The 15,268-nt window shown below is 71.2% G+C and carries 8 protein-coding genes and 4 pseudogenes; 9 read left to right on the plus strand and 3 right to left on the minus strand.

Translation table 11 applies throughout. The annotated features are described in order from the left end of the window. Positions 1 to 114 precede the first annotated feature (114 nt). The 8 genes and pseudogenes from JOM49_RS25800 to JOM49_RS25835 all read left to right on the plus strand — a co-directional run. Positions 115 to 1,002: a universal stress protein gene (locus JOM49_RS25800; RefSeq protein WP_209666815.1), complete on the plus strand. Its 888-nt coding sequence runs from the start codon at positions 115 to 117 to the stop codon at positions 1,000 to 1,002. Beyond that, positions 999 to 3,365 (plus strand): phosphoketolase family protein, encoded by a 2,367-nt coding sequence (locus JOM49_RS25805; protein WP_209666816.1) that lies wholly within the window; start codon positions 999 to 1,001, stop codon positions 3,363 to 3,365. The genes JOM49_RS25800 and JOM49_RS25805 overlap by 4 nt, the downstream gene beginning before the upstream one ends. Beyond that, positions 3,362 to 6,002 (plus strand): annotated as a pseudogene (locus tag JOM49_RS25810) (bifunctional acetate--CoA ligase family protein/GNAT family N-acetyltransferase). Before JOM49_RS25805 ends, JOM49_RS25810 begins: the two are co-directional and overlap by 4 nt. Before the next feature lie 23 nt (positions 6,003 to 6,025). Continuing rightward, entirely contained in the window at positions 6,026 to 7,129 is a 1,104-nt protein-coding gene (locus tag JOM49_RS25815) for an acetate/propionate family kinase (RefSeq protein WP_209666817.1), read from the plus strand. A gap of 63 nt (positions 7,130 to 7,192) precedes the next feature. Next, positions 7,193 to 8,070: pseudogene (locus JOM49_RS25820) on the plus strand (IS5 family transposase). Between the two features lie 200 nt (positions 8,071 to 8,270). Beyond that, complete coding sequence (locus tag JOM49_RS25825; RefSeq protein WP_209666818.1) at positions 8,271 to 9,173, plus strand: universal stress protein; 903 nt, start codon at positions 8,271 to 8,273, stop codon at positions 9,171 to 9,173. Next, positions 9,173 to 9,760 (plus strand): CBS domain-containing protein, encoded by a 588-nt coding sequence (locus tag JOM49_RS25830; RefSeq protein ID WP_209666819.1) that lies wholly within the window; start codon positions 9,173 to 9,175, stop codon positions 9,758 to 9,760. Before JOM49_RS25825 ends, JOM49_RS25830 begins: the two co-directional genes overlap by 1 nt. A gap of 17 nt (positions 9,761 to 9,777) precedes the next feature. Beyond that, a pseudogene (locus tag JOM49_RS25835) lies at positions 9,778 to 12,252 on the plus strand (cation-translocating P-type ATPase); the annotation flags it as partial. A 24-nt stretch (positions 12,253 to 12,276) separates the two neighbouring features. Here the strand turns inward: JOM49_RS25835 and JOM49_RS25840 are convergent. Next, positions 12,277 to 12,831 carry a CPBP family intramembrane glutamic endopeptidase gene (locus JOM49_RS25840; RefSeq protein WP_308158868.1) on the minus strand — a complete coding sequence of 185 codons (555 nt, stop codon included), beginning with the start codon at positions 12,829 to 12,831 and terminating at the stop codon, positions 12,277 to 12,279. A 204-nt stretch (positions 12,832 to 13,035) separates the two neighbouring features. Beyond that, a complete protein-coding gene (locus JOM49_RS25845; protein ID WP_209666820.1) occupies positions 13,036 to 14,484 on the minus strand; it encodes a bifunctional aminoglycoside phosphotransferase/ATP-binding protein in 1,449 nt (482 codons plus the stop codon). 135 nt (positions 14,485 to 14,619) lie between these two features. Between JOM49_RS25845 and JOM49_RS44150 the strand changes: the two are divergent. After that, positions 14,620 to 14,738, plus strand: a pseudogene (locus JOM49_RS44150) (dsRBD fold-containing protein); the annotation flags it as partial. 139 nt (positions 14,739 to 14,877) lie between these two features. Here the strand turns inward: JOM49_RS44150 and JOM49_RS25855 are convergent. Next, positions 14,878 to 15,129, minus strand: coding sequence for a DUF2267 domain-containing protein (locus tag JOM49_RS25855; protein WP_209666821.1), 252 nt, complete (start codon positions 15,127 to 15,129; stop codon positions 14,878 to 14,880). Between the last annotated feature and the right edge of the window lie 139 nt (positions 15,130 to 15,268).

Here is a 15,268-nt window from a genome sequence, read left to right on the forward strand (position 1 = left end):
GTTGGGGACCAACGCGGGCAGCCACCACCGTGGCTTGCCGACCACCCTGAGTTCCTGAATGCGAGTTGCCGCGTGGCCGGCCGCCGTACCCGGGATCGCTGAAGGGGTTTGTCGATGAACAGGATCGTTGTCGGTGTGGATGGGTCGGACGGCGCCAGGGAAGCGGTGTTGTGGGCCGCGCGGACTGCCGCCGACCGCGGGCTGGAGTTGCACATCGTGCACGGGCAGCGGGTGGTCGAATTCGCCTACGGGGGCGGATTGGCCGGCGCCGCCGGTGTTTTCGAGGCCATCCGGGCCGAGGCGGTGCAGATCATCGCCGACGCGGTGGAGCAGGCGAAGTCGGTGTCGGACGCGCTGGTGGTCACCACGGAGATGCCGGTCGACCATCCGGTGGTGCTGCTGAACGAACTGTCCAGGACGGCGGACATGGTCGTGGTGGGCGGGACCGGGCACAGCGGCTTCGCCGGGGTGCTGGCGGGGTCCACGGCGGTCAGGGTGGCCAGCCACGCCCACTGCCCGGTCGCGGTGATCCGGAAGGCCCCCGATGCCGACACCGTCCCGGTCAGCGGTCCGGTGGTGGTCGGGGTGGACGGCAGTCCGAACAGTGAGAAGGCGATCGCCGTCGCTTTCGCCGAGGCGTCGGCGCGGGGCGCGGCGCTGGTGGCCATGCACGCCTGGACCGACACGACCTACGACTACTACTACGGTTCGGCCCGGCTCATGGTGGCCTGGGAATCGTTCGCCGAAGAGGAGGAGCGGCTGCTGGCGCAGCGGCTGGCGGGGTGGCGGGAGAAGTACCCCGATGTCGAGGTGCGCAAGGAACTGCTCAAGGACCGCCCCCGGCACGCGCTGCTGGCCGCCGCCGAGGACGCGCGACTGGTCGTGGTGGGCAGCCACGGACGCGGGGGTTTCCGGGGCATGCTGCTGGGGTCGACCAGCCTGGCGCTGGTGCAGCACGCGAACTGCCCGGTGCTGGTGGTCCGCCCGGAGAAGAACCGATGACCGCGGTGCGCGCGCGCTCGGAGACCCTCACCGCCACCGAGCTGGAAGCCGTGGACGCGTTGTGGCGAGCGGCGAACTACCTGTCGGCCGGGCAGATCTACCTGATGGCCAACGCGCTGCTGCGTGAACCGTTGCGGCCGGAACACGTGAAGCCGAGGCTGCTCGGGCATTGGGGTACCTCGCCCGGGCTGAACTTCGTCTACGCCCATCTGAACCGCGCCATCCTGACCCACGACTTCGACGCGCTGTTCGTCACCGGTCCCGGTCACGGTGGTCCGGCACTGCTGGCCAACACCTGGCTGGAGGGCACCTACACCGAGGCGTGGCCCGAGGTCACGCGGAATGCCGAGGGCATGGAGGAGCTGTTCCGCCAGTTCTCCTTCCCCGGCGGCGTGCCCAGCCACGTCGCGCCGCAGGTTCCCGGGTCCATCCACGAAGGCGGTGAGCTGGGGTATTCGCTGGCGCACGCCTACGGTGCCGCGTTCGACAACCCCGGCCTGGTGGTGGCCTGCGTGATCGGCGACGGTGAGGCCGAGACCGGGCCACTGGCCACCAGTTGGCACGCGAACAAGTTCCTCGACCCGCGCCGCGACGGCGCGGTGCTGCCGATCCTGCACCTCAACGGGTACAAGATCGCCAATCCCACCGTCCTGGCGAGGATCCCGCACGCCGAGCTGGACGCACTGCTGCGCGGGTACGGCTACACGCCGCACTACGTCGAAGGCCACGAGCCCGCCGAGATGCATCAGGCCATGGCGGCGACCTTGGATGCGGTCCTGGGCGAGATCCGGGCCGCGAAGCAGTCGGGGCACCGGCCCAGCTGGCCGATGATCGTGCTGCGCAGCCCCAAGGGCTGGACCGGTCCGTCCGTTGTGGACGGTGTACCGGTGGAGGGCACCTGGCGCGCGCATCAGGTGCCGCTGTCCGGCGTGCGGCAGAACCCCGGACACCTGCGCCAGCTGGAGGCGTGGCTGCGGTCCTACCGCCCCGAGGAACTCTTCGACGACGAGGGCCGCCCGACGGCACAGGTCACCGCGCTGATCCCGGCCGGGGTGCGGCGGATGGGCGCCAGCCCGCACGCCAACGGCGGACTGGTTCTCCAGCCGTTGTCGCTGCCGGATCCCGAGGAGCACGCCGTGGCGGTGCCGCGGCCGGGCGGCACCTCCGCCGAGCCCACCCGCGTGCTGGGCCGGTACCTGCGGGAGGTGTTCGCGGCCAACGCGGACAAGGCGAACTTCCGGCTCTTCGGTCCCGACGAGACGGCGTCGAACCGGCTGGACGCGGTGTACGAGGTCACCGGCAAGGCCTGGCAGGCCGGGATCGAACCGGTGGACGAGCACCTCGAAGCCGGCGGGCGGGTGCTGGAGGTGCTGTCCGAGCACCTGTGCCAGGGCTGGCTGGAAGGCTATCTGCTCTCCGGACGCCACGGCCTGTTCTCCTGCTACGAAGCCTTCGTGCACATCGTCGACTCGATGCTCAACCAGCACGTCAAGTGGCTGAAGGTGCACCGGGGGATCCCGTGGCGGCGGCCGGTCGCGTCGCTGAACTACCTGCTCACCTCCCACGTGTGGCGCCAGGACCACAACGGTTTCTCCCACCAGGACCCCGGTTTCGTCGACCACGTCGCGAACAAGAGCGCCGAGGTCGTGCGCGTGTACCTCCCGCCGGACGCGAACACCCTGCTACACGTGATGCACCACTGCCTGCGCAGCCGGGACTACGTCAACGTGGTGGTGGCGGGAAAGAACGACACGCCCAACTGGCTCGACGGCGAACAGGCCGCGCTGCACTGCGCCCGTGGGGCCGGCATCTGGGAATGGGCCGGCTCGCACCACGACCGGCCACCGGACGTGGTGCTCGGCTGCGCGGGGGACGCCCCGACCATCGAGGTCCTCGCGGCGGCCGAGTTGCTGCGCGAACTGCTGCCGGAGCTGGCGGTGCGGGTGGTCAACGTGGTCGACCTGATGCGGCTGCAGCCGGAGGTCGAGCACCCGCACGGCATGGGGGACCGGGAGTTCGACGCGCTGTTCACCCCGGACCGGCCGGTGATCTTCGCCTACCACGGCTATCCCTGGCTGATCCACCGGCTGGCCTACCGCCGGACCAACCACCACAACTTCCACGTCCGGGGCTACACCGAGAACGGCACCACGACCACCCCGTTCGACATGCTGGTGCTCAACCGGATGGACCGCTTCCAGCTGGTCATCGACGTGATCGACCGCGTGCCCGGCCTGGCCGCCACGGCCGGGGTCGTCCGCCAGCGGATGACCGAAGCCAGGGAACGGCACAGCCGGTGGATCCGGCGCCACGGCGAGGACCTGCCCGAAATCCGTGACTGGGCCTGGACGGGCGAGCGATGACGGTGGACGTGGGAGCGCGGGCGGTGCTCGCGGACGGTCAGGTGGCGCGGTTGCGGCTGCTGCACCCCGAGGACGCCGCCGCGGTGCTCGCGCTCCACGAAGAGCTTTCTGCCCGGGACCGCTACTTCCGGTTCTTCGGCCCCGCGCCGAAGCGACTGGATGACCTGGCGGCCAAGATCGCCGCCGACGCCGGGCCACAGCACGCCGCGATCGGCGCTTTCCTGGAGGAGAAACTGATCGGGGTCGCGAACTACTACGTGCTGCGGAACTCCGGTGTCGCGGAGGTCGCCGTGGCCGTGGACGGGACGGTGCACGCGCACGGCGTGGCGACGCTGCTGCTGGAACACCTCGCCGCGGTCGGCCGGAGCCGGGGGCTCACGCGGTTCGTGGCGGAGGTGCTCGCCGAGAACGCCAGGATGATCCAGGTGCTGACCGATCTCGGGATGCCGTACGAATTCCGCGGGATCGGGGCCGAGCGCGAGGTCTCCTTATCGCTGCGGCCGACCGAGCAGTACCTGGACGCCGTCGTCCGCCGCGACCTGGTGGCGGACTCGGCCAGCCTGCGGCACTTCTTCCGCCCCGCGTCGGTGGCGGTGGTCGGCGCCGGCCGCGGTGCGGGCTCGGTCGGCCGTGCTGTGCTGGCCAACATCCTGCGCAGCGGCTTCCCGGGTTCGGTGTCCGCGGTCAACCCGCACGCGACCGAGATCCTCGGCGTGCCGTGCCACCCCTCGGTCGCCGAACTGCCGGAAACACCCGAGCTGGTGGTGATCGCCGCCCCCGCCGCGGCCTGCGAGTCCATTGTGGAGCAATGCGGCGAGCGCGGGGTCGCGGCGGTGGTCCTGCTGTCGGCCGGGCTGACCGGTGAGCGGGCGGGGGAGCGGGTGGTGGCCGCCGTCCGGCGCCACGGGATGCGGCTGGTGGGACCGAACTGCCTCGGCGTGCTGAGCACCGAACCCGGGCACCCGCTCGACGCGACCTTCCTGCGCGATCCGGTCGCCGCCGGGCCGGTCGGCGTGGTCACCCAGTCCGGCGGCGTGGGCATCGCGCTCGCCGGAGCCCTCACCCGGCTCGGCATCGGGGTGTCGGGCCTGGTGTCCACCGGCGACAAGTACGACGTCAGCGGGAACGACCTGCTGCTGCGGTGGCGAAGTGACGAGCGCACCGAGATCGCGGTGCTGTACCTGGAATCGTTCGGGAACCCGAGGAAGTTCAGCCGGCTGGCCGCCGCGCTCGCGCGGGAGAAGCCCGTGCTCGCGGTGCGCAACGGCAGTGGTCTCGTGGCGCAGGACGCGGCGGCCTCCCACACCGCCGCGGCGGCCACTCCGGCGGTGACCCGGGACGCGCTCTACGAGCAGGCCGGCGTCATCGCCGTGGACTCGGTGACGGAGCTGACCGATGTCATCGCGGCACTGGCCTGGCAGCCGCTGCCCGCGGGGGGCTCGGTGGCGATCGTCAGCAACGCGGGTGGAGCGGGTGTGCTGGCGGCCGACGCGTGCGAGCGCGCCGGGCTGTCCATCGCCGAACTCACCGCGGGAACCGCCAGGAGGCTGGCCTCGGTACTGCCCGCGCAGGCAAGGATCCGCAACCCGGTCGACACCACCGCGGCGGTGCCCGCGGCGGCCTTCGGCGAATCGGTCCGGCTCGTGCTCGAGGACGAAAACGTGGACGCACTGCTGGTGGTCACCGTGCCGACGGCTGTCGGTGACCCGCTCGACGGCGTGGCCCCGGTCTTGACCGGTACGGCCACGAAGACCGTGCTCGCCGTGCGACCGGGGCAGCCCGCGCGGGTCCGGCCGCTGGGGGAGGCGGTCACCGCCTCCTACGACGATCCGGTCGCCGCCGCGATCGTCCTGCGCAGGCTGGTGTCCTACCGGAACTGGCTGGACCAGCCGCGCGAGGAAGTCCGGCTGAGCCCGGCGATCGACGCCCCGGCGGTGACCAGCCTGGTCCAGGCCGCGCTGGCCCGGGGAGCGGGCTGGCTGCCGCCCGGCGACTGCGCCGAACTGCTGCGACTCGCCGGTATCCCGCTGGTCACCACCCGGTACGTCACGACCGAACAGGCCGTCGTGGCCGAACTCACCGCGGTCGGCGGTCCGGTGGCGATCAAAGCCGACGCCGCCGGGCTGCTGCACAAGAGCGTCGGCGGCGGGGTGTTCACCGGGGTGCTCGATGCCGACGGCGCCCGGGAGGCGGTGCGCACGTTCCAGCGCCGGTTCGGCGACGACCTGCGCGGGTTCGTCGTCCAGCCGATGGCACCGCCGGGACGCGAGTTGCTCGTGGGCGTGCGCTCGGACGAGGTGTTCGGCCCACTGGTGGTGTTCGGTGTCGGTGGTGTCGATACCGATCTCATCGACGACCGGTGCGCCCGGCTCGCGCCGTTGGACGGTGCCGGGACCGAACTCCTGATGGACGGGCTGCGCTCGTCGAAAGCCCTCTGGGCCGGGGCACGTGGACCGCGCTTCGGTGCGCGAGGTGCTGTCGCGCGTGAGCGGCCTGGCCGAACTCGTCCCGGAGATCGCCGAACTGGACCTAAACCCGGTCCGGGCGTTCCCTGGCGGCTGCCTCGCCCTCGACGTCCGCGTGCGCCTCGAGCGGCGTGAGACGCCCGATCCCTTCCTGCGCCAGCTCCGGGTGTGAGCGGCCCCGACCGAGGAGTCACCTTGCGGATCCTGACCTTGAACCCGGGCTCGTCCAGCCTCAAAGCGTCGCTGGTGGACGACGGCGTCGCGCACGGCTGGGCGACCTGGGAACTGGCCGAAGCGCGGGACGACGCGCGCGCGGTGCGCGACGCCTTGGGACGCTGGGCCGACCTCGATGCCGTGGCCGTCCGGTTCGTGCACGGCGGAGCCCGGAAAGAACCCACGCTGCTCGACGACTCCCGCCTGGCCGCACTGGATCGGCTGGTGCCGCTGGCACCGGTGCACCAGCCCCTCTCACTGGCCGTCGCGCGCACCGTCCGGCAGACCCGGCCCGAACTGCCGGTGGTCGCCTGCTTCGACACCGCGTTCCACGCGACCCTGCCCGAGGCCGCGGCCCACTACCCGCTGCCGCGTGCGTGGACCCGGCAGAACCGGTTGCGCCGCTACGGGTTCCACGGCCTGTCGTGCCAGTACGCCGTCCGGCGCGCCGCGGAACTGCTGGGCCGGAGCGTGACGGGGCTGCAGCTGGTCTGCTGCCACGTCGGCGCCGGCGTCTCGGTCACCGCGGTCAAGAACGGGCACAGCGTCGACACCAGCATGGGCTTCACCCCGCTGGAAGGCGCGATGATGGCCACGCGGTCCGGTTCGGTCGATCCCGGGCTGCTGCTGCACGTGATGTCCACCGCGCAGATGACCCCTGGGGAGATGGCCGACGCGCTCAACCACCGGTCGGGACTCGCCGGCATGAGCGGGACCAACGGCGACCTGCGCGCGGTGCTGGCCGCGAAAGCGGCGGGCGAGGAGGACGCGGACCTCGCGTACGCGGTCTACCTGCACCGGCTGCGCCGTGAGATCGGCGCGGCGGCGATGAGCCTGGACCGGCTGGACGCCCTGGTGTTCACCGGTGGCGTCGCCGAATTCCAACCGGACGTCATCCGCGCCGTGGCCGGTGGCCTGCCGGTGCTCGGCGTGCACGCCGGCGACGTGACCCCGCCTGCCGGGGAGGACGGCGTGCTGAGCGAGCCGGGAGCACCGGTCGCCGTGCTGACCGTCGTGCCACGCGAAGACCTCGAAATCGCGCAAGGCGCACAGGACATGCTGTCCACGCAAGGCGCGCTGCGGTGAGCGCCATGCCGGAACAACGGGGAAAGCGGTTGCCCGCGGGAGATCGTGTGTAGAGGATGTGGTGTGGTTGGTCGTGGTGAGTTGACGGATAAGGCGTGGGCGAGGGTCGCGCCGTTGCTGCCTGCGGAGTCTGGGCGGCGGGGTGGGCGGTGGCGTAGTCACCGGCAGGTGATCAACGCGGTTCTGTGGCATGAACGGACCGGTGCGCCGTGGCGTGACCTGCCCGAACGCTATGGGCCGTGGAAGACCGCGCATGAGCGGTTACGCAAGTGGACCGCGGACGGGGCGTGGGACCGGATCCTCGAACACGTGATCGTCAAGGACGACTCGCTGGGAACCTTGGAGGACAACGTCGAGTTCGTGATCAGTGTCGATTCCACGAGTGTGCGGGCGCATCAGCACGCGGCCGGTGCCCGGAAAAAGGGGGCTGCGCGGACTGGATCGACGACCTCGCGATCGACGGGGAATGCCTCGGGCGCTCGCGAGGAGGGCTGACGACCAAGCTCCACCTGGCCGTCGACGGCGCGGGCTTACCTTTGGCGGTGATCCTCACCCCCGGTCAGGCCGGAGACAACCCGCAACTACTACCGCTGCTGGACGAGATCCACGACATCGAGGTGGATGAGCAGAAGGTCCGGGTGGGGCGGGTGCTCGCCGATAAGGCTTACACCCATCCGAGCACCCGTCAGGCGCTACGCACGCGCAGGATCAAGGCCACTATTCCCGAACGCGCTGATCAAATTGCCCGCCGCAAGACCCGAGGCTCGGCCGGTGGCAGACCACCGGCCTTCGACCCCGACCTCTACAAACTGCGCAACGTGGTCGAGCGATGCTTCAACCGGCTCAAACAATTCCGGGGCCTGGCAACCCGCTACGCCAAACGAGCCGCCTACCACCGCGCCGAGATCATCCTCGCCTGCATCGTCCTTCACCTCCGATGAAGATCCCCAGGACACGTCCTAGTTGGCTGCGGGTGGCTTGCTGCTCGCGGCGGGGACGGTGTGGATCGCGGTGCCGTTGAACCGCACCTCGGCGCCGGTGGGTGCCGAAGGTCCTCTCGCGCGGTGACCGTCGCCCGTCTCGCGAACGGGCGAATCCGGCCAAAATTCCAGGAAAGCCCGTACGACGTGGGGAGAGTGAGATGTCCGTGAATTCCGCGGTGGTGGTCGGTGTCGACGAGTCGGCGACGTCGATGAACGCGGTGCGCTGGGCCGCGGCCGTGGCCGCGCAGCGCAATCGTGAACTGCGCCTGGTCCACGTCATCGACGACATCCTGCTGAGCCTGCCGAGGCCGTTGCCCACGCAGGAGAACCTGCACGAGGTGGTGCTCGCGCGAGGGCACCGGCTGCTGGCCAAGGCCAGGGAAGCGGCCCGCGAAGTGGCGCCCGAGGTCAAGCTGCACGTCGAACTGGCCCGCGGACGGGCGATGGATGTGCTCCGCGGCGAGTCCGAGACGGCGGGGCTGCTGGTGCTGGGCACGCCGGGTTTGCGTCCGCTGGGCCGGTTCCTGGTCGGCTCGGTCACGATCGCCCTGTCCGCGCACGCGGCCTGCCCGGTGGCCGTGGTCCGCGCCCACGTAGGCGAAGACGCGCCTCCCGCCGAGGGCGCGGTGGTCGTCGGGGTGGACGGCTCGCCGTCCAGTGAGCAGGCCATCGAGGTCGCCTTCGAGGAGGCGTCCTGGCGGGGTGCGCCGCTGGTCGCGGTGCACAGCTGGGATGAACCGTTCATCGCCGCGATCTTCGAGGAAGCGCGACTGCTGCTGGACCGGCCCCTGGTCGAGGCGCACGAACGCGAGGTGCTTTCCCAGCGTCTGGCGGGCTGGCGGGAGAAGTTCCCCGAGGTGCACGTCGACCCGGTGGTGGCCCGCGGCAGTGCCTCGGAGCGGCTGCTCGAGTACGCCGACCGCGCCCAGTTGCTGGTGGTGGGCAGCCGCGGCCGCGGTGGCCTGAGCGGGATGCTGCTCGGCTCCACCAGCCAGACGGTGCTGTCCTACGCGCTGTGCCCGGTGATCGTGGCGCGGCCCGCCGCCGGGGGGAAGAGCTGATGCGCGCCCGGGACGTGATGAGCAAGCCGGTGCTCGCGGTGGCTCCGGACGCGACGGTGAAGGAGGCGGCGGACCTGCTGGTCCACCACGGGTTCACCGCCCTGCCGGTGCTCGGGGAGCAGCGGGAACTGCTCGGCGTGGTGTCGGAGGCCGATCTGGTCGCCGATCGCTTCCCGGTTCAGCTGGGGCCAACGGCCCAGCTGGTCTCCGAAGTGATGACCACGCCGGCGCGCTCGGTCGGTGCCGAGGCCGACATGGCGGACGTGGCCAGGCTGATGCTGGGCGGCCACACCCGCAGCGTCCCGGTGACCGAAGGCGGGCAGGTGGTCGGCGTGGTGACCCGGCACGACCTCGTTCGCGCGCTGGCGCGCGACGACGAGGCGCTGACGCGGGACATCCAGCGCCGGCTCGCGTTCTTCGGTGGTCAGGGCCGCTGGACGGTCGAGGTGCGCAACGGCGAAGCGCTGGTGATCGATCAGTTCGACAGTGCGGCCGATCGGCAGGTGGCCACCGTGCTGGCGCAGACGGTGCCCGGCGTCGTCAAGGCCCGCTGTGAAGCCGCCACGAGAGCGGAGAGCGGTACGTGACCGCCGGGAAGACCGACGTGCGCCAGGGACTGAGTTCGGCAGAGGCGGCACGCAGGCTGATCGAGTACGGGCCGAACCGGCTCGAGACGGAGCGTGGGCCCGGCCTGCCGGCGATGCTGCTCGCCCAGCTCAAGGATCCGCTGGTGGCGATCCTGGTGATCGCCGCGGTGGTGACCTTCGCCTTCGGTGACTACGTCGACGGTGGCGTCATCACCGGGGTGGTGGTGCTCAACGCGGTGATCGGCGCGGTGCAGGAGGCCAAGGCGCGCCGTGCGCTGGACGCGCTGGCGAAGCTGGTTCCGCTGGAAACCACCGTTTTGCGTGACGGGATCGTGTGCCGGATCCCGGCCGAGCAGCTGGTGCCCGGAGATATCGTCGACCTCGCGGCAGGAGACCGGGTCCCGGCGGACGTCCGGCTCGCCGAGACCCGCTCGCTCGAAATCGACGAATCCATGCTGACCGGCGAGTCGGTGCCGGTGCCGAAAAGCACTGAACGGGTCCCGGACGACGCGCCGCTCGCGGACCGCACGGACTCCGCCTTTTCCGGAACGCTGATCACCAAGGGCACCGGCCGCGCGCTGGTCACCGCCACCGGCAAGGCGACCGAGCTCGGTGCGGTGCAGAACCTGGTGGCGACCGCGGGCACCGTGGCGACACCGCTGACGCGCAAGCTCGGCCGGTTCTCCCGCCTGGTCGGCCTGGCGATCCTGGTGGTCGCCGCGATGACCTTCGTGCTGGGCGTGTTCCGTGGCACCCCGGCGCTGGAGATGTTCACCGCCGCGGTGGCACTCGCGGTGGGGGCGATCCCCGAAGGACTGCCCGCGGCTGTGTCCATCGTGCTGGCCATCGGCGTGGTCCGGATGTCGCGGCGCAACGCGGTCGTGCGGCACCTGCCCGCGGTCGAGACGCTCGGCGGGACCACGGTGATCTGCACCGACAAGACGGGCACCCTGACGCTGAACCGGATGACGGTGACCCAGGTGGTCGCGATGGGCGGCACCGAGCGGGACTGCCGGATCGCCGGCGTGCTGTGCAACGACGCCGAACTGTCCGAAGTGGATGGTGAGCGGCGCGAAGTCGGTGACCCCACCGAAGTCGCACTGCTCGCCGAAGCGCGGCGCGCGGGTGTCGACCCCGCCACTGTCCGCGCCCGGCAGCCCAGGACGGACGTGCTGCCCTTCGAGTCGGAACGCCGGTACATGGCCACCGTGCACCGCGACGAAACCGGCGAACTCGTCGGCTACGTCAAGGGCGCCGCGGAGGAGGTGCTCGCCCGGTGCGATGGCATCGATCGGGAAGCGGCACTGACCACGGCACACGAGCTGACCGCGCGGGGCCTGCGGGTACTCGCCTTCGCCCGCTTCGTGCCGGATGACGCGCACTCGGCCGCGCAGGCGGACCGCGGCGGGCTCACCCTGCTGGGGTTCCAGGCCATGCACGATCCACCGCGGCCGGAGGCGGTCGCGGCGGTGAAGGCGTGCCGCGCGGCGGGCATCGAAGTCAAGATGATCACCGGTGACCACCCCGGAACCGCGCGGGCGATCGCCGCGGAAGTCGGCCTGGTCGATGAGGGCGCCGAGGTGCCGGTGCTGACCGGCGCCGAACTCGACCGGTTGCCCGAGGACGAGTTCGATGAGCGGGTCGCGGGCACCCCGGTGTTCGCCCGGGTCTCCCCGGGCCAGAAACTGAGGCTGGTCAAGGCTTTGCAGCGGCGCGGGCAGATCGTCGCGATGACCGGTGACGGAGTCAACGACGCCCCGGCCCTGCGCCGGGCCGACATCGGCGTGGCGATGGGCCGTGGCGGCACCGACGCCGCGCGGCAGGCCGCGGACATGGTGCTGACCGACGACAACTTCGCCTCCATCGAGCACGCGGTGGAGGAGGGGCGCGGGGTGTTCGGCAACCTGCGCAAATTCCTGGCCTGGACGCTGCCGGCCAACATCGGCGAGGGCATGGTCATCCTGGTGGCCGTCGTGCTCGGTGTGACGCTGCCGATCGTGCCGGTGCAGATCCTGTGGATCAACATGACCACCGCGGTGTTCCTCGGCTTGACCATGGCGTTCGAGCCGAAGGAACCGGGCATCATGAGCCGCCCGCCGCGGCCACCGGCGCGCCCGTTGCTGACCGCGAACCTGCTGCGGCGCATCGTGCTGGTCTCGCTCCTGCTCGTCGGCGCCGCGTTCGCCGCCTACACCTGGGAGCTGGGGGCAGGCGCTGCCGTCGCCGAAGCCAGGACCAGCGCGATCAACGCGTTCATCGGCGTGCAGATCGCCTACCTGCTCGCCTGCCGCTCCCTGGATCGATCGGCGCTGCGCACCCGCTCGGCGCACAACCGGATCCTGCCCGCGGGCATCGGTCTCACGGTCCTGCTGCAGCTGGCGCTGACCTACCTGCCCCCGATGAACGCCGTGTTCCACACCGCGCCGACGAGCTGGTCGTCGTGGGCGGTCGCGGTGGTGGCGGGGGTGGTGGCGTTCGCCGTGGTGGAAGTGGACAAACTGGTGTGGAACGCGCGGTCACCGATGAGCGAGAACCCACCAGGCGACGGCCGGCCCACCGGAATTGGTGGCCAGGTGCACGGCCATCGGGGCGAGCAGGCTGCGGCCGGTGTGGCGCCACCAGTGCAGGAAGACCCCGGCGCCGGCCGCGGCGAGCATCGCCGGCACGGAGATCGTCCACAACGGCAGGCCGCCGAAGGTGGCGTCCACCGCGGCGTTGCGGACCAGGGCCAATGACGGCAGCAGGTGCCAGAGCCCGAACAGCCCGGCGGCACCGAGGACCGGACCCCACCGCCAGCGATGGCCGGCGCCGAGCAGTGCGGGCAGCACACCGCGGAAGGCGACCTCTTCGATCAGCACGGTGCCGAGCGGAATGCGGATGAGCGTCTGCCAGAAGAACTCGGTCGTATCGGGCGAGCCGACCCGGCCGTCGTCGAACAACGGCCGCAGCGCCGGTACCGCGAGCGCGATCCCGAAGCCGAGACCGACCGCGGTCAGGCCCGCCAGGCTGACGAGGGCGCCTCGGCCGACCAGGCCTTTTTGCGTTGATGGGCTGGTGTTTTCGAGGTTCACCTCCCGGTTCCCTGGTGGGGGTGCCGGTTGCCCGACATGACGTCCCCGACCTTTGTCACCGTAGCCTGCCGGCCTTAGAGATCGGCTTGGCCGAAACGGAATGGTGCTGGATCTGCTCTGGTGGCTGCAGCGCCCGCTGGCCATCCTCGGGTCACTGCTGTTCACCTTGCCGGTCATCGCGCTGTTCGCGCGTCGCCGGCGCGCTCATCCGACGTAGGCCAGAGCCTGGGTCACCGAGTCGGCCGGTTTCCCGGCGGTGAGCACCGTGCGCGCGTCGGGCCACGCGTCGGACTGCTCGGCCATCCGCTCGGCGACCACCGGCGTGGCGTCGGAGAGCTTGCTTTCGCGCGTCGCGAGGCGGGCGGCCGCGGTGGTGACCGGAGCCCAGCACTGCAGGGGCACCAGTCTGCTGTTGGTGCGCGCCGCGATGCGGGCCGCCGAACGTCGTCGCGTGGCGTCGGTCCACGAAGCGTCCAGCACGACGGTTTCGCCGAGGGACAGCAGTGTTTCGGCGCGGCGGAGGAGTTCGGTGTAGGTGCGCGCGGTGTGCTTCTGGTCGTAGATGCCCTCGCCGTACGGCGCTGCCGCGGTTTCCTCGGCGCCGAGACCGGACAGTTCCTTGCGCACCCGGTCGGAGCTGAGCACGGTGGCGCCGAGGCGATCGGCGATGGCGCCGGCGAGCGTGGTCTTGCCGCTGCCGGGAAGCCCGCCCACCAGTACCAGGCGCACGTCCGCCAGCCGCAGGTGTCGCGACGCGATCGCGGCGTAAGCCCGGGCGAGCGGCGCGGCATCGGCGTCCCCCTGCGCGAATCGGAGGCAGGCCACCTTCACCCGCACGAAGGCGCGGTAGGCGAGGTAGTGGTGGCGCAACGCCGGGGGAGCGGGGTCGCCGGCGAGATCGGTGTACTGGTCGAGCAGGGACTCCCCGAGAGCGGGCTCGCCGAGCCGTTCGAGGTCCATCGCGAGGAACGCTACGTCGTCGAGCCCGTCGACGTAGCGCAGCCGATCGTCAAACTCCAGGCAGTCCAGCACCCGCGGTCCGTCGTCGAGGCAGAAGATGTCGTCGGCGAGCAGGTCACCGTGGCCGTCGACGATCCTGCCGTTCGCCACGCGCTGGTCGAACAGGGCCTTGCGCCCCGACAGGAACGTCAGCGCCAAGCGTTCGATCTCCACGGCCTCCGCCGAGTCCAGCACGGCTCCCCGGAACTGCCGGACCTGGTCGAAACTGGCCTGCCAGCGGGCGCGCACCGCCGCGGCCGTGCCCTCCGCGTCGATCTCGGGGCCGCGCGCGGCCTTGCCGTGGAAGGCGGCGAGCAGGTGGGCCAGCCGGTGCACGTGCTCGGCCGCCGGCTCCCCGGTGCGCACCACTGTGGACAGCCGGCGGCCGGCGGGCATGCGCCGCATCACGACCAGGTGGTCGCACACCCCGCCGTCCGGCCCGGTGACGTCGGCGACGCCGAGGTAGACATCCGGGCTGAGGCGGCGGTTCAGCTCGACTTCCTTGTGGCACACACGTTCTCTCGCTTCCCGGGTGGTGAAGTCGAGAAAGCCCATGTCCACCGGCTTCTTGAGCTTGTAGGCGTGCTCCCCGGCGAGGAAGACCGCGCCGATGTGCGTTTCGTTCACGTCCGCCCAGCGATCGTTCAGCGACATGGGTTCAGGCTGACCGGATCGGCGGGCGCCCGGAAAGAGGCGGAGGTCATCACCGATGGACTTTGTGCTCTGGTGGCCCGGCGGCCGCACGGGCGACGGTGGAGGTCCAGGTAGCCCGCTGAACAGGAGAAGGCCATGCGGGAGAAGCGCTGGACCGTCGAGATCTTCATCGACGAGCACGAAAACCGGACACGCGCGCAGGCCAGACTGCGCAACCCCGACGAGACTGGCCTCAGCGGCACCGGCACGGCAGGCTGAGCCCCCGAGACGAAGACGTGCCCGAGATCGGGGAGGAACTGGCCGTGTCCCGCGCCCCTCGTCCACCTGCTGGTCGACGCGGCCGCCGACGACATCGGCGGTCTCACCCACGAGCAGGTGCGGCTTACCCGCTAGTCAGGACAGGGGCGCCCCGGCCAGCGCCACGCGCAGGTCCTTCGGCATCATCGCCAGCGCGTGGTCCAACTGGCCGGGCGAGAACCGCACCCGGGCCACCTCGGACACCGCCCTGGCCACGTCACGGGCGGTGGCGGGGTTCACCCCGGCGTCCATCGCGAACCGGCCCATCAGTTCACCGGTGGTGAACCGGATCGGCACCAGCGCGGGCAACCACCCGTCGAAGAACACCCCGCGCAACACCTCCGGCAACTGCGCCGAGGCCCTCCACGCGCGCCGCGCTACCTGACTGATTGCGGTATCGACACAAGGAAACGGCCGCAACGGCGGCGATCCGCGGGGTCGACCTCACCGGGCTCGAGGCGTCGGCTAGAGACCGGCCGGGTAGTGG

The sequence above is a fragment of the Amycolatopsis magusensis genome (assembly GCF_017875555.1).
In the GTDB taxonomy this organism is placed as follows: Bacteria; Actinomycetota; Actinomycetes; order Mycobacteriales; family Pseudonocardiaceae; genus Amycolatopsis; species Amycolatopsis magusensis.

Bases quoted from the DNA above. Each gene is read 5' to 3' on its own strand.
- JOM49_RS25805 (WP_209666816.1), top strand. From the start codon at position 999: ATGACCGCGGTGCGCGCGCGCTCGGAGACCCTCACCGCCACCGAGCTG.
- JOM49_RS25825 (WP_209666818.1), top strand. From the start codon at position 8,271: ATGTCCGTGAATTCCGCGGTGGTGGTCGGTGTCGACGAGTCGGCGACG.
- JOM49_RS25800 (WP_209666815.1), top strand. From the start codon at position 115: ATGAACAGGATCGTTGTCGGTGTGGATGGGTCGGACGGCGCCAGGGAA.
- JOM49_RS25845 (WP_209666820.1), bottom strand. From the start codon at position 14,484: ATGTCGCTGAACGATCGCTGGGCGGACGTGAACGAAACGCACATCGGC.
- JOM49_RS25830 (WP_209666819.1), top strand. From the start codon at position 9,173: ATGCGCGCCCGGGACGTGATGAGCAAGCCGGTGCTCGCGGTGGCTCCG.